The organism is Pristimantibacillus sp. Z349TD_6, from assembly GCF_056173205.1.
In genome coordinates this window covers 6,464,408-6,485,220 of the sequence record NZ_CM149662.1, presented here as the reverse complement: position 1 = coordinate 6,485,220, position 20,813 = coordinate 6,464,408, and the positions used below count along the sequence as shown (strand labels likewise).

18 protein-coding genes are annotated in these 20,813 nt (G+C 48.6%); 15 read left to right on the top strand and 3 right to left on the bottom strand.

Translation table 11 applies throughout. The features are described from left to right. Positions 1–224: 224 nt before the first annotated feature. The 14 genes from AC0VYE_RS28220 to AC0VYE_RS28155 all read left to right on the top strand — a co-directional run bounded on the left by AC0VYE_RS28220 (position 225) and on the right by AC0VYE_RS28155 (position 18,257). On the top strand, positions 225–1,043 hold the full coding sequence (locus tag AC0VYE_RS28220; RefSeq protein ID WP_475443928.1) for a sugar phosphate isomerase/epimerase family protein: 819 nt from the start codon (positions 225–227) through the stop codon (positions 1,041–1,043). Between the two features lie 19 nt (positions 1,044–1,062). Beyond that, on the top strand, positions 1,063–2,637 hold the full coding sequence (locus AC0VYE_RS28215; RefSeq protein WP_475443926.1) for an FAD-dependent oxidoreductase: 1,575 nt from the start codon (positions 1,063–1,065) through the stop codon (positions 2,635–2,637). A gap of 30 nt (positions 2,638–2,667) precedes the next feature. After that, entirely contained in the window at positions 2,668–3,732 is a 1,065-nt protein-coding gene (locus tag AC0VYE_RS28210) for a Gfo/Idh/MocA family protein (RefSeq protein ID WP_076269120.1), read from the top strand. 18 nt (positions 3,733–3,750) lie between these two features. Further along, a complete protein-coding gene (locus tag AC0VYE_RS28205; protein ID WP_475443924.1) occupies positions 3,751–4,632 on the top strand; it encodes a sugar phosphate isomerase/epimerase family protein in 882 nt (293 codons plus the stop codon). 481 nt (positions 4,633–5,113) lie between these two features. Further along, entirely contained in the window at positions 5,114–6,643 is a 1,530-nt protein-coding gene (locus tag AC0VYE_RS28200; protein WP_475443923.1) for an extracellular solute-binding protein, read from the top strand. A gap of 2 nt (positions 6,644–6,645) precedes the next feature. After that, positions 6,646–8,517, top strand: a complete 1,872-nt coding sequence (locus tag AC0VYE_RS28195) for a cache domain-containing sensor histidine kinase (protein ID WP_475443922.1) — start codon at positions 6,646–6,648, stop codon at positions 8,515–8,517. After that, entirely contained in the window at positions 8,514–10,118 is a 1,605-nt protein-coding gene (locus AC0VYE_RS28190; RefSeq protein ID WP_475443921.1) for a response regulator transcription factor, read from the top strand. Before AC0VYE_RS28195 ends, AC0VYE_RS28190 begins: the two co-directional genes overlap by 4 nt. A gap of 222 nt (positions 10,119–10,340) precedes the next feature. Further along, positions 10,341–11,297 (top strand): ABC transporter permease, encoded by a 957-nt coding sequence (locus AC0VYE_RS28185; protein WP_475443919.1) that lies wholly within the window; start codon positions 10,341–10,343, stop codon positions 11,295–11,297. Positions 11,298–11,321: 24 nt separating this feature from the next. Further along, a complete protein-coding gene (locus tag AC0VYE_RS28180) occupies positions 11,322–12,191 on the top strand; it encodes a carbohydrate ABC transporter permease (RefSeq protein WP_372239005.1) in 870 nt (289 codons plus the stop codon). Between the two features lie 105 nt (positions 12,192–12,296). Next, positions 12,297–13,778, top strand: a complete 1,482-nt coding sequence (locus AC0VYE_RS28175; RefSeq protein ID WP_475443916.1) for an extracellular solute-binding protein — start codon at positions 12,297–12,299, stop codon at positions 13,776–13,778. A 109-nt stretch (positions 13,779–13,887) separates the two neighbouring features. After that, positions 13,888–15,816 (top strand): family 10 glycosylhydrolase, encoded by a 1,929-nt coding sequence (locus AC0VYE_RS28170; RefSeq protein WP_475443914.1) that lies wholly within the window; start codon positions 13,888–13,890, stop codon positions 15,814–15,816. A gap of 89 nt (positions 15,817–15,905) precedes the next feature. Then, entirely contained in the window at positions 15,906–16,484 is a 579-nt protein-coding gene (gene pgsA / locus AC0VYE_RS28165; RefSeq protein WP_475443913.1) for a CDP-diacylglycerol--glycerol-3-phosphate 3-phosphatidyltransferase, read from the top strand. A gap of 440 nt (positions 16,485–16,924) precedes the next feature. Then, a complete protein-coding gene (locus AC0VYE_RS28160; RefSeq protein ID WP_475449752.1) occupies positions 16,925–17,542 on the top strand; it encodes a DNA-3-methyladenine glycosylase family protein in 618 nt (205 codons plus the stop codon). A 19-nt stretch (positions 17,543–17,561) separates the two neighbouring features. Beyond that, entirely contained in the window at positions 17,562–18,257 is a 696-nt protein-coding gene (locus tag AC0VYE_RS28155) for a DNA alkylation repair protein (protein ID WP_475443911.1), read from the top strand. Here AC0VYE_RS28155 and AC0VYE_RS28150 read toward each other — a convergent pair. The 3 genes from AC0VYE_RS28150 to AC0VYE_RS28140 are packed head-to-tail and all read right to left on the bottom strand — an operon-like array spanning position 18,254 to position 20,166. Further along, positions 18,254–19,072, bottom strand: coding sequence for an SPL family radical SAM protein (locus tag AC0VYE_RS28150; protein WP_475443909.1), 819 nt, complete (start codon positions 19,070–19,072; stop codon positions 18,254–18,256). The genes AC0VYE_RS28155 and AC0VYE_RS28150 overlap by 4 nt on opposite strands. A gap of 1 nt (position 19,073) precedes the next feature. Beyond that, on the bottom strand, positions 19,074–19,589 hold the full coding sequence (locus AC0VYE_RS28145; RefSeq protein WP_475443907.1) for a methylated-DNA--[protein]-cysteine S-methyltransferase: 516 nt from the start codon (positions 19,587–19,589) through the stop codon (positions 19,074–19,076). Then, positions 19,573–20,166 carry a bifunctional transcriptional activator/DNA repair enzyme AdaA gene (locus AC0VYE_RS28140; protein ID WP_475443905.1) on the bottom strand — a complete coding sequence of 198 codons (594 nt, stop codon included), beginning with the start codon at positions 20,164–20,166 and terminating at the stop codon, positions 19,573–19,575. The genes AC0VYE_RS28145 and AC0VYE_RS28140 overlap by 17 nt, the downstream gene beginning before the upstream one ends. A 164-nt stretch (positions 20,167–20,330) precedes the next feature. Between AC0VYE_RS28140 and AC0VYE_RS28135 the strand changes: the two genes are divergently transcribed. Then, the gene (locus AC0VYE_RS28135; protein ID WP_475443903.1) at positions 20,331–20,807 is read left to right on the top strand and encodes a GyrI-like domain-containing protein; all 477 of its coding nucleotides are present in this window, start codon (positions 20,331–20,333) and stop codon (positions 20,805–20,807) included. The last annotated feature ends 6 nt before the right edge of the window (positions 20,808–20,813 follow it).

Below are 20,813 nucleotides of genomic sequence, written 5' to 3'. Positions count from 1 at the left end.
AATACAGGATAGCACAAGCCGACTACGAACAAATAGGGCTGCGCAAGGAACTTTCAATTCTTTTTTTAGTGAATGGAGAGATAATCGCATCAAGTTACCAAAAATGGTCATCGGTCTACCCTATTTATGCCGGATGGCAGCTTTTACAATGGTGGTACGCAGTAAGCAATAGCGTTGCCTTTCAACAAAGCGAGGCCATAACAGAGCATGGAGGGAGTTGCAAAATGAAGCTGTCACTTAGCATGTGGAGCATGCACAGAACCGTGAGAGAAAACGGATGGAAGGTGCTGGATTTTCTATCCTTTTGCAAGGATGAAGGGATTGAGGATGTCGAGCTGTTGAATGTGTTCTGGAAGGACGTTCTGGAGGAACTGCCAAGCGTGCTTGCATTTGTGAGAGATAATGGCATCAAGGTGTCCAGCTACGCGGTAGCCAATGATTTCGTCAAGGCAACCGAGGAGGAACGAGCAGGGGCGCTGAAGGAGATTACGGATGCCTACCCTGTTGCGAAGGTACTCGGAACAAACGTCATCCGCGTGTTCTCCGGCAACCTCAGCGACATTGCAACCTACGAAGAAGCGCTGGACTGGATAGTGGATGGACTGAAAGAAGCTGCTGCGGTCGCTGAGAAGGAAGGCTTGGTTCTCTGTTTGGAAAACCACGGAAAGTTAGCGGGAAGCGGCGAGCAGGTCAAAACGATCATCGATCGGGTTGGTTCTCCAGCTCTGCGATCCACGTTTGACACAGGCAATTTCCTGCTCGTAGACGAGCATCCGACAGCTGCGCTTGAGACGCTGCTCCCTTATGTCTCGCATGTTCATTTCAAGGATTTTGAAATGCGTGAAGACGGGCGCTATAAGTCTCTCGGAGGCAAAGCTTTTGAAGGAATCAACCTAGGAGACGGCGATGTTGAATTGGAGAAAATCGTGAACAAGCTGGTGGAGAATGGATACCGCGGAGCGTTTGTTCTTGAATATGAAGGTGTAGGCAGCGAGGCGGAAGGCATCCGGCGCAGCTATGACTATTTTGCAACCATTATTTAACCCCAAAGGAGATAAGCGCATGGAACGAGAAGCAATGGCCGACATCGTAGTTGTAGGAGGAAGCACGGGAGGAGTTGCGGCGGCGCTGGCAGCGGCGAAGTCGGGCAAAACCGTTATCATGACCGAGGAGACGGATTGGATCGGCGGTCAATTAACGAGTCAGGCGGTTCCGCCTGACGAGCATCCCTGGATCGAGTCCTTCGGCTGCACCCGGAGCTATCGCCGCTTTCGCGAGGATATCCGCGCTTATTACCGGGATGCTTTTCCACTCACGACAGCGGCGCGGGAGAACGAACAGCTAAATCCAGGTGGCGGTACGGTCAGCCGTTTATGTCATGAGCCACGCGCCGCGCTTGCCGTTTTGGAGCGTCAGCTTGCTCCTTATGTACATAGCGGGCAGCTGACGATATTGCGCCGCCATGTTCCAGTAAACGCCCATTGCGATGGCGATGCCATCGTCTCGGTGACGGTTAAAAGCTTGGACAGCGGAAATACCGTGCTGCTGAAGGCTCCATATTTTCTCGACGCTACGGAATGCGGCGACCTGCTTCCGCTGGCCGGCGTTGAATATGTTACAGGTGCGGAAGCACGTGAAGAAACCGGGGAGCCTCATGCTGTAGAAGGAGAGGCGCTGCCGCAAGATATGCAGGGCTTTACTTATTGCTTCGCCATCGATTATCTGGAAGGCGAGGATCATACGATTCCAAAGCCAGAGCTCTATGATTTCTGGAAGGAATACAAGGCGGATTTCTGGCCGGATCGCCTGCTAAGCTGGACCGGCGTCAAGCCGGCAACGATGCAGCCGGTTCAGTACGGTCTGTTCCCTGGCGAAGGCGCTTTTTCGCTGTTCAAATATCGTCAAATCGCTGAGAAGGAGCACTACGCTCAAGGTACCTACAACAGTTCTATTTCTCTGGTCAACTGGCCGCAGAACGATTATTGGCTGGGCTCTATTATCGATGTGAAGCCGGAAGATAGGGAGCGTCACTTAAGCGAGGCGAAGCAGCTCAGCCTGTCGCTGCTTTATTGGATGCAGACAGAGGCTCCTCGCCCGGATGGGGGAAAAGGTTACCCTGGGCTCAGGCTTCGTCCCGATGTGGTGGGGACAGAGGATGGGCTTGCCATGTATCCGTACGTTCGGGAGTCGCGCCGAATCAAGGCGGAGTTTACGATTCTGGAGCAGCATGTTGCAACGGAAAGCCGTCCTGACGGCCGTGCGGAACATTTCGCGGATTCAGTGGGCATCGGCTGTTACCGCATTGATCTGCATCCCAGCACGGAAAATCAGCCCTATATTGATATATCGTCGCTGCCATTCCAGATTCCTTTGGGCAGTCTCATCCCGGTAAGAGTGAACAATCTGCTTGCTGCTTGTAAAAATATCGGAACTACTCATATTACAAACGGCTGCTACCGGCTTCATCCGGTGGAATGGAATATTGGCGAGGCAGCGGGCTATTGTGCCAGCTTCTGCTTGGATCGCGGCTTAACGCCAAGCGATGTCCGCTCTTCGGAGACAGAGCTTGCCGCTTACCAGAGGTTTCTGGCTGCAGAGGGCATCGAGTTGGCATGGCCTTCGCTGCGCGCAGTTTAAACTAAATTAACTAATGAGGTGAAAATCGCAATGAGCAATCCTATTCGAATTGGCGTAATCGGAGCTGGTTCCATATCAGAAATGCACTTTGGCTCCTACAGCAAAAACGTGGATGCCGTGCTGGTCGCTGTCTGCGACTTGAAGGAAGAACGGGCAAAGGCAAAGGCGGAGAAATATGACATTCCTAACGTTTACACCGATTACAACGAGCTATTGGCGAACCCCGATATTGATGCGGTCAGCATCTGTACTTGGAACAACACCCATGCGGAGATCAGTATCGCCGCTCTGAAGGCAGGCAAGCATGTGCTTTGCGAGAAGCCGCTCAGCAAAACGGTGGAAGAGGCACTGGCGGTTGAAGCAGCTGTTAAGGAATCCGGCAAGACGCTGCAGGTAGGATTTGTCCGCCGCTATGCCTCCAATACGCGGATTGTAAAAGCATTTTTGGACAATGGTGAAATCGGTCCGATTTATTACGCCAAAGCTTCATGCATACGCAAGCTGGGCAACCCTGGCGGCTGGTTCGCTGATGTGGAGCGCTCCGGCGGCGGTCCGCTGATCGATATCGGCGTTCACGTCATCGATCTATGCTGGTATTTGATGGGCAAGCCCAAAGTTAAATCTATTAGCGGCAATACCTACAACCGTTTAGGCAACCGCTCCAATGTGAAAAACTTGAAGTTCTACAAAGCTGCCGATTATGATGCAGCACTGAACACGGTTGAGGACATGGCCAATGCGCTGGTACGCTTTGAGAACGGGGCGTCGCTGCTGGTTGATGTCAGCTTTACGCTGCATGCGAAGCAGGATGAGCTGACGGTAAAGCTCTATGGCGAGAAAGGCGGCGTCGAGCTGGAGCCGGAGCTGACTTTAATTACAGAGAAGTATGACACGATTCTGAACGCCACGCCGCAAATTGACAATCTCTCATTCGAATTTGTGCAGGGCTTCCAAGACGAAATAAATTACTTTGTTGAAGTTTGCCAAGGGAAGAAAAACACGATCAGTCCAGTGCAGGACGGCGTTGAAATCATGAAAATACTTTGCGGCGTGTACGAGTCGGCGACTCTAGGCAAGGAAATCCATTTCGACTAGGGGAGGCGTGGAATCGGCATGTCTGTAAATATCAGAAATCCCATAGGCGTCATTGTAGACAGCTTTGGCGTCGGCGTTAAGGAAGGGCTGAAGAAGGCGAAGGAGGTTGGTGCGGAGGGGGTGCAAATCTATGCCGTTTCAGGCGAGATGGACCCTGCTAATCTGAACGCTGCCGCCCGCAGGGAGCTAAAGGCTTATATCGATTCATTAGGGCTGGAAATCAGCGCGTTATGCGGTGACCTAGGTGGCCATGGCTTCCAGGATAAATCCGTTAACGTGGAAAAGGTGGAGAAATCAAAGCGGATTCTCGATTTGGCGCTGGACCTCGGCACGACCATTGTAACGACTCACATCGGAATCGTGCCGGAGGACCAAGATGGAGAGGTGTTCGCTGTTATGCAGGAGGCTTGCCGCGAGCTGAATGAATATGCCAGCAGCATGAAGGCCTATTTCGCTATCGAGACCGGCCCGGAGACGGCGGCTCATCTGAAGGGTTTTTTGGATACGCTAGGTGGCAGAGGGGTATCTGTCAACTTTGACCCTGCCAATATGGTGATGGTGACGGGAGATGATCCAGCGGAAGGGGTTCGACTGCTTAAGGATTACGTCGTGCACACCCACGTCAAGGACGGCATACGTCGCAAGGTGGTAGATCCTCGCATGGTATACGGTGCGCTTGGCTATGAGCCGATGGATCATGCCAAAATTGCGGAGATGGTGAGCTCGGGACAATTTTTCCGCGAGCTGCCGCTCGGCGAAGGGAATGTTGATTTCGACAGATACTTTACGGCGTTAAAGGAGATTGGATATAATGGCTATCTGACGATCGAACGCGAAGTTGGAGATCAGCCGGAGACCGATATACGCAAAGCGGTTCAATTTATTAAGAGCTTCCGCTAGCCGCTGTTGTGGAATCTAAGATTTGAGCGGGCGCTTGTTGGAAGTACATTGGAAATAACAGATTTATTCACATTTGCTGGATTGGACGTAAAGCGGTTGCTGGAGCGGCTATTGGAATAGGATGGGCTCAACAGCCTGCAAAGTTCGAATAGCCGTAAGGGCAGCCGCTTCTATTTATTCTAAAATATAGGAAAGTATATTCAATAGCGATATCCGCATTACCTTGTTATTTATGCAACCGCTTTAATTGATGTTCGATTTTGTGACGTGAAATGAAGGTATGACTAATGTGTTATGCCTTTCCACTCTCGTTAGTTGTATTTAATGTTATTATAGTTAACATGATTTAGGTAGATAACAGTCAGTAGGTGGGAAGGAGGCTGCTTTTGCTGGTTATGCACCGAAGTCTAGCGCTTGCTTGAAGGAGAAGTTGAATAGGGAGTAATGCCGGATGCATTCCGGAAGAGATGGAGGGGGAGCTATGGAGCGCAAAAGGTTCAACTGTCGTATGATTGTTCGGATAATAGCATTGTTAATGGTAGCTGCGACGGTGCCAAGCTGCAGCGAGTGGGAGAAATTGGGCGAGCCGCTGCCCACATCGCAGAGCCGCGTCGCGATCTCGATGGTCATTAACGATTTGGGCATGACATTCCCGGATGGTTCAGACGAAAACGATAATCCTTATATAAACTATATAAAGGAACGTACAGGACTGGATTTGCGGGTCAATATTCCCCCTCAGGAAGTTTACGAAGAGAAACTGAATGTCATTATGGCTTCCGGAAATCTCCCGGATCTCATTCACACCTTTAACCCGGTTTGGTTTGATGAATATGTCAAAAAAGGGGCTTTTACGCCGCTTGACGACTATATCAACGAATATGGACAAGACCTGAAGAAGTTTATTCCTGAAGAGGCGTGGGATCGAATGCGCTACGACGGAAAAATTTACGGCATTCCAAGTTTAACAGACGTGCAGGGCATCGAGTTGATGTATGTGCGGAAGGATTGGCTTGATGTTTTAGGGAAGCAGCCGCCTAAGACGCTGGAAGAATATTATGAAGTTATGCGTGCCTTTGCTAAGGAAGACCCTGACCGGAACGGGCTTAATGATACGATGGGCCTTATTTTGCTCGAGGACATGGGGCGGACTGCGCCGTTTTTTGGCGCTTTTGGTGTTCAATTGAACTCTTGGGTGGCGCGCGATGGAAAGCTGGTTAATGGCAGTACGCTGCCGGAGACCAAGCAAGCGCTCGCTTTCCTGGCAAAGCTTTACCGGGAAGGGTTGATTGATCCGGAATTCCCACTTAACCGCAACAATGCCTTTATCGAAAAAATCGAGAACGGGAAGGTCGGCATGTTCTCAGCGACTTGGTATGATACGCGCGGACCCATCGCGGCAAGCAAAAAGAAAGATCCCAAGGCGGAATGGATTCCGCTGGAGTATCCCGTTGGACCGGAGGGGCACAGCGGCGTATATAACAAGGATTTAATCCGCGGTTACAACGTGGTGCCAGTTGGTAAGAAACATCCCGAAGAAGTGGTAAAGCTGCTTAATTTCATCGTGGGAGAGGGCAGGGAGACGTTGAAGCTTGGTTTTGAAGGTGAGATTTGGTCGATGGAAAACGGGAAAATGGTCACCGATTTTGAAGAGCATGACAAGCATTTGTACAGGGGCATCTACCAGTCGCTCGTCGATGTCATTGATCCTGTCATGGCTAAGGCTCGATTAGATTCGCTGGGCGACTTTCACTTATACGATAATTTGCAAATGATTGAACAAAATTTAATTAAAAACGAATTTTTCGGAATTCCCACACCGGCGATGAGCAAGTATGCCGGACATTTAGAGGAGCTTGAGAGCGTTTTTACACAAATCGTGATGGGTATTGTTTCGCTGGATAAGTTCGACAGCTTTGTGGAGGAGTGGTACCGCGAGGGTGGCGCAGAGGTTACAGCGGAAGTTAATCAATGGTACGAAGCCCGCTTGAGCGCCGGAGGGGGGAGATAAGTATGAGAAATCCCGTCAAATGGTTTCGGGATCGCTTTTCCCGCAAAATCCAGTTTCGGCTAACCTGCTATTTTATGTTGATATTGCTGCCGCTCGTGTTGGTAAGCTTATTTGCCGTTGATCGCTCCCGCAGCATTTTGCATGACCAAGCGGTGGAGCGGTCCAGTACGGTACTGAATTCAGCTATGGACTATATTGATTTGACTTTGCAAAATGTGGAGGAGATTTCGACGCTGATTGCAACAGACCCTGTGTTTATCAAGCTGCTTGCAGATAACGGAGCGGAATTGTCGCCGCTCTCCATCGTCGATTTTTCGATGCTGCTGAAGCAGCTGTCGAATGTAAACTCTATTAATCATATCGTATCGCAAATATCCTTGTATCATCAGCCCTCCCATATGATGATTTCGACGAATTATGGAGGGAGAAGGCTGAGCAGCCCTGAGCAGCAGCAATGGCTTGAGAATACCGCCATTACTAGCGGGACGGAAATCACTTATCTGCTGGCGGAGGAGCCGATTGCCGGCAACGCGACCTTCGGCAGCTTAATTAATACCGATAGCGTATCGCTGCTGCGAACCATGGATTTGTACAACAACAATCGCCGAGCGGATGTAGTTATTATTACAGTGGACAAAAGCAAGCTGATCAATCTGATGAAATCGCTGCTCCCATCGCCTTCAGCTACCATTTATTTGCACAGCGATACCGGCAAATTGATTGCCGGGACAGGCAAGCTCGACGGCGCAGAGCATACGCTTGCGGAGGGCGGGGGCATGCCTGGCCTTCCCCGTACGACGGATGCGGAGATGTCGGTGTCTATCGATTCGGAGTATTCCAAATGGCGGCTGACGCTGATTCAACCCAAAAAAGAGCTGTACGCCAAAACAGATCAGCTTCGATTGTATACGTTAGCTATTATTTTCGTCAGCGTCCTTCTGGCGCTGGGCATATCCTGGCTCGTTTATATCGGTATCGCTTCTCCGGTAGATAAGCTGTTCAAGGGCATGAAGCGTCTGGGTACGGGAAATATGAATGTGCATCTGGAGAATACGCGGCACGACGAGCTGGGTTATTTGACGGAAGCGTTTAATCGGATGGTGGTAGACCAGAAGCGGCTAATTGAAGATCATTACGAGCAGCAGCTGAGGCTGGCCAAGACGGAGCTTCAATTTTTGCAAACCCAGATTAACCCTCATTTTTTGTATAATACGCTGGATTCAATTAACTGGACAGCTAAAAATTACGAGGCGGATGAAATTAGCGAGATGGTACTGAATTTGTCGCGGTTTTTCCGGCTAAGCCTGAACAAGGGCAAGGATGTATTTACGATTGACGAAAGCTTGTCGCATCTGCATTATTACATTCGCATTCAGCAAATTCGTTATTTGGACAGCTTTGAGGTGGAATACGACATTCAGGAGGATTGCCGCCCCATCCCGATTCTGAAGCTGCTGCTGCAGCCGCTTGTGGAGAATGCTATCCTGCATGGGATGGAGGGGAAAACGGAAGGCGGAAAGCTTGTTATCTCGGGCCGAATAAAAGATGGAGAGGCCGTTCAGGTCACCGTTAGCGACAATGGTTCAGGGATGAGTTCGCAGCGGCTAGCCTATATTCAAGAAGAAATGAAGCGGCTGGGGCGGCGCGAAGCGAATCTGTTTTCGCTGGAGGACGAGGAGACGGGTGACCTGTTCGGCCTGCGCAATGTAATGACCCGCATTAAGCTTTATTACGGCAAGGAAGCTGAATTGATTGTCGAAAGCGTGCAAGGACATGGAACCTCGGTCACCATTTCGCTGCCGCTGGATCAATGCAAGGAAAGTTTTCGTGCTGTAACTCACCATACTCTGGAAAAAGGGGAGCGATCCGCATGAATTTAATGATCGTTGAGGATGAACTGCGGCTTAGGTTGGGATTGGCTAATAATATTCCATGGGAGGAGCATGGCATTGAGGTCGTCGGACTGGCTGCCAGCGGGGTAGAAGCGCTGGCGTTGATCGAGCGGAAGCGACCCGATATCATGCTGATTGATGTCCAGATGCCGGAGATGGATGGGCTGACACTGGTGAGGAAGCTGAGGGAATATCCAGACAACGGCGTACAGCTGAAACTGATTATATTAAGCGGACATGACAACTTTGGCTTCGCTCAGGATGCTATCGCTTTAGGGGTTTCCCAGTATTTGCTGAAGCCCGCGGCTGAAGAGGAAATATTGGGCGCCGTACTGGAAGCGGCAAAGCAGCTGCGAGACGAGATGGAGCAGTGGCGCGAGCAGGCAGAGCTAAAGGTAAAGTGGCGTGAGCATCTTCCCCATTTGCAAAGCAGTTTTATTCGGCAGTGGGCAGCAGGCGACTACGACGATAGCGAGGTGCTGCGAAGAGGTGCGGAATATCAGATTGAGCTTGAGGAGTCCGACCGGATCGCAGTTGCGGTGGTGGATATTGACCCGCTTCCGCAAGGGGATGGCTGCTTTCGCGCGGAGGATGCTCCAATGTGGCGTTTCTCTTTGCAATGTCTGGCGAGAGAAATGCTGCCCGCTTCCTGTTGGGTGTGCCCTGATCATCAGGGGTACACTCTCCTTGTTTTTGTGCTGCGGCGCGAGGAGGAGCCGGGTGACAGCGCCTTGCGTGTACAGGCCTCGGTCGTTCAATTGCTGTCGCGCACCCGGGAGACGCTTGGGCTGACAGCGAGCGCAGGCATTTGCGCTGCGGCCGGAGGGATTGGCAGCATGAGCGCGCTGTATGCCGAAGCTTGCCGAGCCTTGCAGGAGCGTATTGTATACGGCTGCGACATCGCCATTCCTTACCGCGAGATTGGCCGTAAGGAACAGGGGGTTCAGGTACAGCAAGGGCTGGAGAAAGCGCTGGAGATCGCATTGGAAACCGCTGACGAGGCCAAGGCGCTGGAGGCGCTGCAAGGATTGTGGGACAAAAGCCTAGAGTCCGTGGAGACGGCGGAAGAGGTTCATGAGGCTGTCCTTTATTTGAGCAGCCTGTATATCCGTATGATTCAGAAGCAGGGCTGGCGAATTGGCTGCGTGGCAGGAGAGGATATGATTTATTTCGAGAACATCAGGCTGCTGGCGACGAAGGAGCAGATTCGGGCTTGGCTGGTCCGCTTGACTGGCCGCATCTGCGATTACCTGCAGCAGCAGCGGAAAACGACGAGCAATGGAGTGGTACGCTCCATTCTGTCTATCGTCAATCAGGAAATCGATCAGGATATTACGCTGCATACGGTCGCAGATCGCCTTTTTATCAATTCATCTTACTTAAGTCGGCTGTTTAAGCAGGAGACAGGAGTACCGTTTTCGACCTATGTGCTGGAGCGCAAGATGGAACGGGCCAAAACCGTTCTGCAGAATGGGGGCAAGGTGTACGATGCCGCTCGTCTCGTGGGCTACCGGGATGTGAGCTATTTCACCAAGGTGTTCCGTAAATATTGGGGCGTCAACCCGGGTGGAGTTAAAGCGTGACAGCTGCGCCTAATTATGCTGGCGTGCAATAACCAAAAAATTAAAAAGACAAAACCGCTTTCAGTTAAAGAAAGCGGTTTTGTCTTTTTTTATGCCGATTACGTTCCTTTGTGAAGAAATCAAACATCAAAGTACCAGAAATAGTAATGGCATTACTCTACCAACCCTGAGCGCTGGATACTACAATTTTAGGTAGAAAGCATCAAATCGAGGGGGAATACGATGAAAAGCGCAACGGCACCACTGGATAAGCCCCAGGCTAAAAGCAATTATGTCAAACGGCTTGCTGCCGATGTCAAACGGGATTGGGATTTATATGCACTTCTTGTCCCTGGAATTTTGTTTCTTTTGCTCTTCAAATATGCCCCGATGTATGGCATTACCATCGCCTTTAAGGATTTCAATATCTTTGATGGCTATGACGCTAGCCCGTGGGTGGGATGGAAGCATTTTGCCAAACTGTTCAACTCTCCCGATTTTCTGCATGTTTTTCAAAACACCGTTATTATCAGTTTTCTGAAGATCGGTATCTTGTTCCCGCTGCCGATTCTCATTGCCCTGCTGTTGAATGAGATCAGGCGGATGTTGTTCAAGCGTGCGATTCAGACCGTTATCTATTTGCCGCATTTTCTGTCATGGGTTATCGTAAGCGGTCTATTTATTGACATGCTGTCCAGCAACGGCGGTTTGGTCAACAAGGTAATGGGTATGATCGGCATGGAGCCGATCTCGTTTTTCCTAGACAACAGCGTGTTCCGAGGTGTTCTGATTACTTCAGCGGGCTGGAAGGAGACTGGGTGGAGTACCATCGTGTATCTTGCGGCTTTCGCCACAATTGATCCCGGCTTGTACGAAGCAGCCAAGATTGACGGAGCGGGTCGGATGAAGCAGCTGTGGCACATTACGCTGCCTGGCATCGCGCCCATTATACTGCTGATGTTTATTCTAAGGCTGGGCAGCATTCTGGAGGCTGGCACAGAGCAAATTCTCGTCATGTACAATCCCACAGTATACAAGGTCTCTGATGTCATCGGCACCTACGTATACCGAATGGGCCTCGGCAATCAGGATTACAGCTTCACGACTGCTGTTGGCGTATTTGAATCCGTTATTGCCTTCACGCTCGTCTTGGCGGGCAACGCGCTTAGCCGCAAATACCTGCAACGCGGGATTTGGTAACTGAAAGGGGAGATTGCTGTGACCGTGAAAACATCATTTTCAGAGAAGCTGTTCAATTTCTGCAACTATTTATTTTTCATACTGGTAGGTCTGACGACGCTGCTGCCCTTCGTTAACCTGATCGCCAAATCGTTCAGCAGCGAAGCGGCGGTCATTTCCGGCAAGGTCAATTTGCTGCCTGTTGGCTTTCAGACTGGGACATACATGTATGTGCTCAAGGATTCCATGTTTCTTAACTCTTTAAAAAATTCGATTCTTTTGGCCATTGTGGGGACGGCGTTAGGATTATTCCTCACGACCATTACGGCGTATCCATTATCTCGCGTTCAGCTTCGAGGCAGAAAATGGTTTCTGCTAATGTTTATTTTCACAATGCTGTTCAGCGGCGGCCTGATTCCTACCTACCTGCTCATGCAGAATCTTGGACTGGTCAATCAGTTTCCTGTTCTATTCCTGCCGGCGGCCATCAACGTGTTCAACATGCTGATTATCAAAAATTACTTTGAAGGGCTGCCGGACGGGCTGGAGGAGTCCGCCAAGCTGGACGGAGCAAGCAACATCCGAATTTTATTCTCCATTGTTTTGCCGCTGTCGCTTCCTGTGCTGGCAACCATTGCGCTATTTTTCGCGGTGGCGTTCTGGAACGACTATTTTACATCGATGATCTACATTACCAATCAGGATTTCAAACCGCTGCAGCTGTATCTGAAGGAACTGTTGGTTTCCTCCAGCAGCGAGTTTTTGAAGGATAACGTGGACGCGGCGCTGAACATAACGCCACAATCCATTCAGGCAGCTTCAATATTGCTGGCTACGCTGCCGATCCTGATGGTTTATCCGTTCTTGCAAAAATATTTTGTCAAAGGTGTGCTGGTAGGTTCGGTTAAGGGTTAAACCTATCGGCCATGAAAGGCGGTGATGCTGTCAGCTTGTCATGATAGCGGGCAATGGAAGGGTAATGAAGTTTGACTTTAAAACACATATTCGGGAGGGTACTCTATGAAAAAAGGTTCTTGGTTGGCCATAGTCCTTGTATTTGCTCTTGCTCTTGCCGCATGCGGCAACAATTCCACTCCGGCTCCGGGCAGCGGCTCAGGGGGAGATGGCGAAGGCAATCCTAACCTCACGATGCTGATGCAGTACAGCCTGTTCGATCCGAACGCAGACCCGGTTGCTAAAAACATAGAAGATGCGACCGGCTACAAGGTTACCTATGAAATGCTTCCGGCGGAAAGTGCCGACGAGAAGCTGAACTTGATGGTTGCGAACAAGCAAAACTTCGATATCATGAAGCTGGGTTCTGCTCAGTTCTACAAGCTGGCAACAGCGGGCGCGCTGGAGCCGCTGAATGATCTGATCGAAAGCCATGGCCCTAACATCAAAGCGGCGATTAAGGAAGATTCATGGGAAAGCGTTACGATCGACGGCAAAATCTATGCTATACCGGAGACTGGCTCTGGCATTAGCGTAGGCGAGGAGCTCGTTGTCCGTCAGGATTGGATGGAAGAACTGAGCTTGAAAAACCCGACAACGCCGGATGAGCTGTATGAGGTGTTGAAAGCGATCAAGAAAGCCAAAAATATTGTACCGTTAACGGGTTCAAAGGATTCCATCTATGGAGATATTGCAGCGGCATTCGGCGTGCTGAACGACTGGAACGATGTGGATGGCAAGCTTCTGCATAAAGCAGAGCTTCCGCAGATGAAGGAATTTTTGGCTTATATGAACAAGCTGTACAGCGAAGGACTGCTGGATTCGGAGATGCCAATCAATACGAGTGCGAAAGCGATTGAGAAGTTTTCCAGCGGCAATGCCGCAATGATCAAGCTGGCTTGGTGGAGTGCTTCTAGCGCAGAAGCTGCCCTTGTCAAAAACTTTCCAGAAGCCAAAATCGGCATTATTCCTTACTTAGTTGGCAAGGATGGCAAATCATCGATTGGCGTTAACCTGGCAACTACTTGGTTTATAGCGATACCGAAAGTATCCAAGCAAAAGGAGCATGCGATCAAGCTGCTCGATACCAAGCTGAAGAAGGATATCTTCATAAAGCTCGCCATTGGCGAGGAAGGCGTTCATCACGAAGTGAAGGATGGCAAATATTATCCCATTCTGCCTAAATTCAATGATGACTTGACCAATGCAAGCTCCTACATGACCGGGGTTAATGAATATGATTATCCAGCTTACTGGCAGGCGCGCGTTCGGAAGGACCCTGTGCTGCAAAGCTACTATGAGGCGTTTCAGGAAAACGCGGCGAAAGGCAATATTGTCGTTGATCCGATGTCGATTGCGCCGCCGATCGATGCGGTATCCAAAAACAAGCAAAAGCTGACGAAGCTGCTGGACGACACGGTGCTAATGTATATCGCAGGTGCGCAATCTAGAGACAGCTACGATACCTTCCTTGCGCAATGGATGGCCGAAGGCGGCGCAGAATCCGTCAAGGAAGCGAACGAGTGGTATCAAACCATTTCAAAATAAAGGCTTGCCTATAGACGTAGGCTTGATGGCAAGGGGCAGCTGCGAATCGCAGGTGCCTCTTTGTCGCCCAGGCGAAATGCCCGGCATAATTAACTGAGGGGGAACAGAAATGAACGAACCATTTAAGCCGTATAAAGGCAGTGAGGTTGATATGCTTGCTATCCATGCCCAAGTGGAAGCTGCGCCAGAGGATATTACGATTACATTAGAAGGGCAGCGGCATGCTATATCGGCAGTCAACACCATTCCGGCGGCCGAAGAGTGGCTTGTCTTATTTACAAGCGCATGGGGGAAATCGGTCACTGTTCCTGAGAATGGCGTTGCGGTGCAGGTAGGAACAGGCGGCTTGGTTTTACGCGTCGTTAATGAAGCGCCTGTCGGCTTCGCACCGGCCTGGTCGGGCCCAACGATACTAGACATCCCTGAGGATGGTTACGTGCTTGTTGCCCTTGATCCCTTGTATGCTCCGGAAAGCAGCCGCTTCTTTTTGTCTACCTGCTTTAGAAAAGGAGATCGGATCAAGCTGCGCAAGGATGGTGCAGTGACTGATTATCACGGGCTGGCAGGCGCTGCTGATCATGAATTCAGCCTTTATTTGAACCATCCATCCGTTTATTCGGAAACGCAGACTGTAACCACAGTTAGCGGTATTGTGAGCGGCGGCAAAGCGGGCGAGTTTCCGGCGCTAACGGTTAATGGTGAAGCTGCTGTGGTAGACGAGCATGGTGCTTTTGCCCATACGCTGAAACTGGCGCTTGGCGTAAACTTTGTTGATGTGGAGATCAAAACGGGGAACGAAACATCAGTTGCTCGAAGCTTAGCCATTTTTTCTAAGAGCCGTGCTGAGAGCAAGCAGAGGACGATCCTTTGGATAGATCAGAGAGCCAACAGTGGGAAGCTGCAGTCTGCGGACGCTGTAAGAAAACTGCTGGAGCGTGCAAAACATGCAGGCGTTACGGATATTGCGCTTGACGTTAAAGGGGTGGAAGGTTACGTTTCTTACTTCAAAAATCCGCTGACGAGCCGTCCCCACATGAGTGAATTGGTAAACGCTGGGCAGAGTATTCCTTATCCAAAGCTGGATTTGCTGCAGATTTTTATAGAAGAGGGGCATCATCTTGGTCTAGCTATTCATGCATCCATGAATGTATTTGCAGAAGGCTCCATTGTACGTGGTCAATATGCGATTCTAAATGAGCATCCTGAATGGGAGGAAATGGTTTACAAGCATCAGGATAAAGGTGTGATCAAGCGGCAGCGAGACAGCTCGGCTCCGGGCTTGGTTGCGTTTGCCAACCCGCTGCATGCGAAGGTGCGCGAGCATCAATTGGCTGCTTTCCGGGAAGTGATTGCCGGCTATCAGGTGGACGGCATTATTTTGGACCGGGGCAGATACGACAATGAAACGGCGGACTTCAGTCCTTTGACACGAAGCCGCTTTGAGGCTTATTTGGCGGAAAGGGGCAAGCGGCTTCATCGTTGGCCTGAGGATATATTCGATTACGAAGGCAATACGAGAATAGATGGTCCGTTGATTTTGGACTGGTGGGCTTTCCGTGCAGGCGTCATTACCACTTTTGTTGCGGAGGTCAAGGAGATGGTGGACGGTCATAATCGACAGACGGGAAGCGATGTTTTGTTATCTGCCTACGTGGGGTCTTGGTTTGATACCTATTATGTCAACGGTGCAAACTGGTCCAGCCCTGATTTTCAATATGACAGCCGCCTACTATTTCAGGAGGGCTCCGTCTATACTAAGGACTACCGAGACACTGGCTATGTCCGGCACTTGAATTTCCTCATGATTGGTACCTATCAGGATACGCTGGCCGAGGTGGAGAAATATATGGCGCTTGGCAACATTGCCACAGGTGGAGAAGTTCCGGTATATGCGGGCATTTCTCTTAATCAAATGAATAGCGTCGAGCGGCAGGGTGAGGTATTCCATTCGGCTTTCCGGTACACAGACGGGCTAATGCTGTTTGACGCCTCGCATGCCGATTGGGATATGCTTAATCAGTCTTTAAAGAGAGCGTAAAGGATAGGTGATGGTGGCGCACAGGCAGCTTCTTTAGAAACCTCCCAACATATGGTATGATGACTAGCATAATGCGAAGGAGGAACCATATGAATCTAGCGAATAAAATAACGATTGCTCGTATTTTATTAATACCTGTGTTTATTTTATTTTTCCCGATATACCCCGAGTGGTTAATCAACAAATCAGAATTTTTTCTACATATAGATACCTATGGCATTTATTATGCAGCAGCATTATTTATACTCGCTTCAGCGACAGATAAACTAGATGGACATATTGCAAGAAAATATAATCAGATTACGAATCTTGGCAAGCTGCTCGATCCGCTGGCAGACAAGCTGCTAATATCCGCCGCGTTAATATTAATGGTAGGCGAGCAGATGATATACAGCTGGATTGCAGTTGTGATTATCGGAAGAGAGATTATTATTACGGGCATTCGAATTGTTGCCTCATCTCAAAAAATTGCCTTGCAAGCCGACCAATTCGGCAAAATTAAGATGGTCTTTCAAGTTGTTGCGATTTCAGCGGTGTTGTTAAACCATCGTCCGCTCAGCTTTTTGACAGCGATTCCTGTTGATCAAATTTTGATGTATGTTGCCTTAGCGTTGACCATCCTATCAGGAGCTAACTACATCAAAAACAACTATCGCTTGCTGCAGTAGAAATAAGAGTAGAGTAGAAAGATTAAAATACAGCGGCAGCGATGGACGAGATGAAACAGTCCAAGGCTGCCGCTGTTTTAGTAAAAGCTCGTTTTCCTTCTAAGCATTCTTATACATTTGTGGCTCAGGCTTGATGCTAACGGACATAGAATCCGCTATTCTTCATAATTCGGGCTTAATTTGAATTTAACGGACATAGGATACGCTATTTAGTCGAAATCGTGTTAAATCATAACGATTGGAGCCAAATAGCGTACCTTATGTCCGTTACTTCTGAAAAAAGAGGAAATCAAGGCAAATAAGGCATCTGATGTCCGTTATTTCTATCATCGCCGATTTCGTTATCTTGCGATTATATTCGGTAATCAAAACATACAAAGCCCGATGAGGTATAGTAAGAATATACAGCTATTTATTTCGATTTACAGGGGGCGAGCCGTCTGCAAACGATACAAACAAAGCTTTTTGACTATGGGCAAGCAGAGATCGATTATTTGAAAAGCGTAGATGAAGCGCTTGGTGCTGCCATGTCTCGGCTCGGAAAAGTCGAACGCATCATTATGCCTGACTTATTCACTTCACTCGTTTATGCGATTGTAGGCCAGCTGATCTCAGCTAAAGCAGTACACACCATATGGGAGCGAATGCAGGTGCGGCTTGGCGAAATATCCCCTTCGAACATAGCTAATCAAACGGCAGATTATATTCAAAGCTGCGGGATAACGATGAAGAAGGCTGTTTGCATAAAAAGCATTGCGGAGTCGATTATACAAGGTGAAATCCGGCTGGAAGAGCTGAACCGCTTATCGGATGCAGAGGTTATCAAGCAGCTGATGACCTTAAAGGGAATTGGCAAGTGGACGGCTGAAATGCTGCTCATTCATGCGATGGAGCGCCCAGATGTCGTGAGCTGGGGAGATATTGCCATTCGCCGCGGGATGATGAAGCTGTATGGTCTTCAAGATTTAACCAAAGAACAGTTCGATACCTACCGGCTAAGGTATTCCCCCTATGGTTCAGTGGCTTCGATTTATTTGTGGACCTTGTCAATGGAGTAAGCTAAAAAGGAGCAACAACATGAAGAAAACAATAAAAGAACAGCTCATAGCATTGAAGGAAGACGATTTTCAGAAATTTACGGCTGCGCTTATTCCTACAATAAATAATGTATTAGGCGTTCGCCTGCCGAAGCTTCGCCAGCTGGCTAAGTCGATAGCAAGCGATGACTGGCGTACCTATTTAAAGGCTGCGGATAGCGAGTACTTTGAGGAAGTGATGCTGCAGGGGATGGTCATTGGTTATGCTCAAGCGGATATCACAGAACGCTTAAACATTGTCGCTGAATTTGTTCCGAAGATAGACAATTGGTCAGTCTGTGACAGCTTTTGCAATGGACTGAAATTTACAACGGACAATAAGTCAGCGGTATGGGATTTCATACAGCCGTATTTGGTATCTGACAAAGAGTATGAGATACGCTTTGGCGTCGTTATGCTGCTTGGCTATTATATTGAAGAAACTTATATTGAGCGCCTCTTGCAGCTGCTTGATCAGACGAAACGAGAGACGTATTACGTCAAGATGGCGGTAGCATGGGCATTGTCGATTTGTTATATTAAGCAGCCAGAGGCTACTATGAATTATTTGAAAAGCGGTGCTAATTCTTTAGACGATTTCACCTACAACAAAGCTCTGCAAAAAATAATAGAATCATACCGCGTCGATCAAGAAACCAAAATGATAATACGCGGTATGAAACGAAAAAAAAGCTAAGGCTCAAAGCCTTCCTGGCTTACATAAATGCGATCCTCGGAAAAAACCTGCTTGAACCGCTCGTATACGACGCGATAAGCAGCCGGATGATACCATTCCTCAAGACCTAGCTGCTCATACAAAGCATCGATGCCTAGTTGTCGCGTTCGTTTTCCACTGCTTCCGTCACCCTTAAAATAATCGTCTATGCAGATGCGGTCAACGAGCGGTCGCAGTATTTCGGCGAATTGCTCACTGCTTGGCAGCATGGGGGCAATCGTCGCTTGAGTAGGAACGCCCGCATCATCTAGCAATTGAAGCGTCTTTAGCCTAGCCTTAATCGGAGGGGCATTCGGTGAAAAATGTTTTCGAATGTCCTCGCGATCTGTTTCCACTGTCATACTGACGCGAACCTTCTCTCCAAGTCGCAAGAGCAGATCAATATCCCGCTGAACAAGCGGGCTTCGCGTTTGCACGAACAAAAAATCAGGAGGATCATCAACCATCGCCTCGAGCAAGGAGCGAGTAATTTGTTCCTTATATTCAATCGGCTGATAGGGATCAGTGCTGGATGACATAAAAATAGTAACCGGACCTTTAGACTTTTCTCTTAAAAATTGTTTGCGAAAAACTTCAGCAGCATTTTCCTTAATATCGACCCATGTTCCCCATTCGGCGCCTCGAAATAAAGAAACAGGTATTTTCCGCACATAGCAGTAGGAACAGCCAAACGTACACCCTGTATAAGGATTTAAGGAATGGCTGTAGCCGGTAAGAAAGCCGGTTCCTTTATTCAATAAGGTTTTGGGCTGTGTATAGAAATATTCGATCGTCATATTAGTATTTTTCCAGCTGAAGCAGCTTTGTTTTCATTTCTATGCCGCCGCGGTAGCCAGTCAGCGATCCGTTCTTTCCAATGACGCGGTGGCAGGGAATTGTAATTAAAATCGGATTAGCGCCAATCGCCGTGCCCACAGCGCGAACGGCTGCTGGCCGCTGGATTTGATGAGCGATATCGGAATAAGACTTCGTTTCCCCATAAGGTATTTCGCAAAGTGCTTTCCATACTTCCTGTTGGAAGGCTGTTCCTTGATAGTGGAAGGAAATGCTGAATTGCTTGCGGGAACCTTGAAGGTATTCAGCTATTTCAATTGTATAAGGCTGGAGCAGCTCAACATTCTCTAGTAAAGGGCTGCCTGGATAGCGGGTATTTGCCCATTGGACCAGCTCGTCTATCGATTCATTCTGAGAGCCGATAAAACAAAGTCCTTCCGTTGTGGCTGCAACGTATAGGCTCCAAGCCTCGTGCGTAAGCAATGTCCAATAAATGGGCGGTTTACTGTGTTTGATCATTCGAATCAGCCTCCTGTTTGTGCAATTGCCGATAGGCTGCGGGTGTGCAGCCTGTCTTCTTTTTAAACAACGTTACAAAATACGGCGTGTTGCGCATGCCGACGCTTGAACCGATGTCTGAAATGGACAAATCGGATGATGTCAGCTGCTCCTTCGCTTTATCGACTCGTAATTGCTGTATATATTCAACTGGTGTCATGTGTTTGATTTTTTTGAAGGTCCGATGCAGGTGATAGGGGCTGCCGTGACATTGATCGGCAACGACTTGTAAAGTTAAGTTGTTCATATAGTTTCTGCCGATATATTGGGCAGCCAAATGAATCCATTCATCATCAGGCAGGCGCATCCCGGTAGGCTTGCATCGTTTGCATGGGCGAAAGCGGGCAGATAAAGCTTGCTCGGCCGTCGAGTAGATAGCAATATTTTCTTTGTTGGGCGGTTTGGATTTGCAGGATGGCCTGCAAAATATACCTGTCGTTTTCACCGCGTAAAAGAAGATTCCGTCATAAGCAGCATTGTTGTTTAAGATGGCATGCCACCTTTCCTCGGTCAATGTTTCTGAGTGTTGTTTCTCCATTTTGCTCACCTCCATCATTAGTATAACCTCGAAAGTGAACGTATGTACGCATTTTAGAATGTAAAAGCAAGATAACGAAAGCGGGATGATTAGAGGGTAGACTTTGATCCTGACGCGCAATCGCGTAAAATAGAAGGATCAATGCTGCCAATGGAGGAGAGCCTATGGAAGCTAAAGTAATAACATTACCTTTATTACATGTTGTAGGTTATCGTATTGAAGCTAACGTAGCAGAGTTTGAGTCTGGTCTTGGCAAGGATACTTATCGTTTACTCGTTGAAAGAAAAGCGGAAATTATGAATAGAAAAAATGAAAATGTGATGTTAATGCAAATCTACCCCATGAATGATGATTTTGACCCACAGGTCGATCGGTTTACGAATCTGATCTGTTATGAGGTAAGTGAACAAGCTGATGTTCCAGTAGATATGACTAGTCATACCGTCACTGAAAGTAAGTATGTTACATACAAGCACAAAGGACTTGAATCCGAGCTAAGTCGTTCGTACGGCTATGTCTATGGCGATTGGATGAATGAAACGGGAAATGAACCCAAAGATTACGATTTTGAAATTTGGGATGAACGATATCAACCCGAAAGTCCCGATAATGAAATTGATTTGTATATTGCATTGAAGTAATGAGAG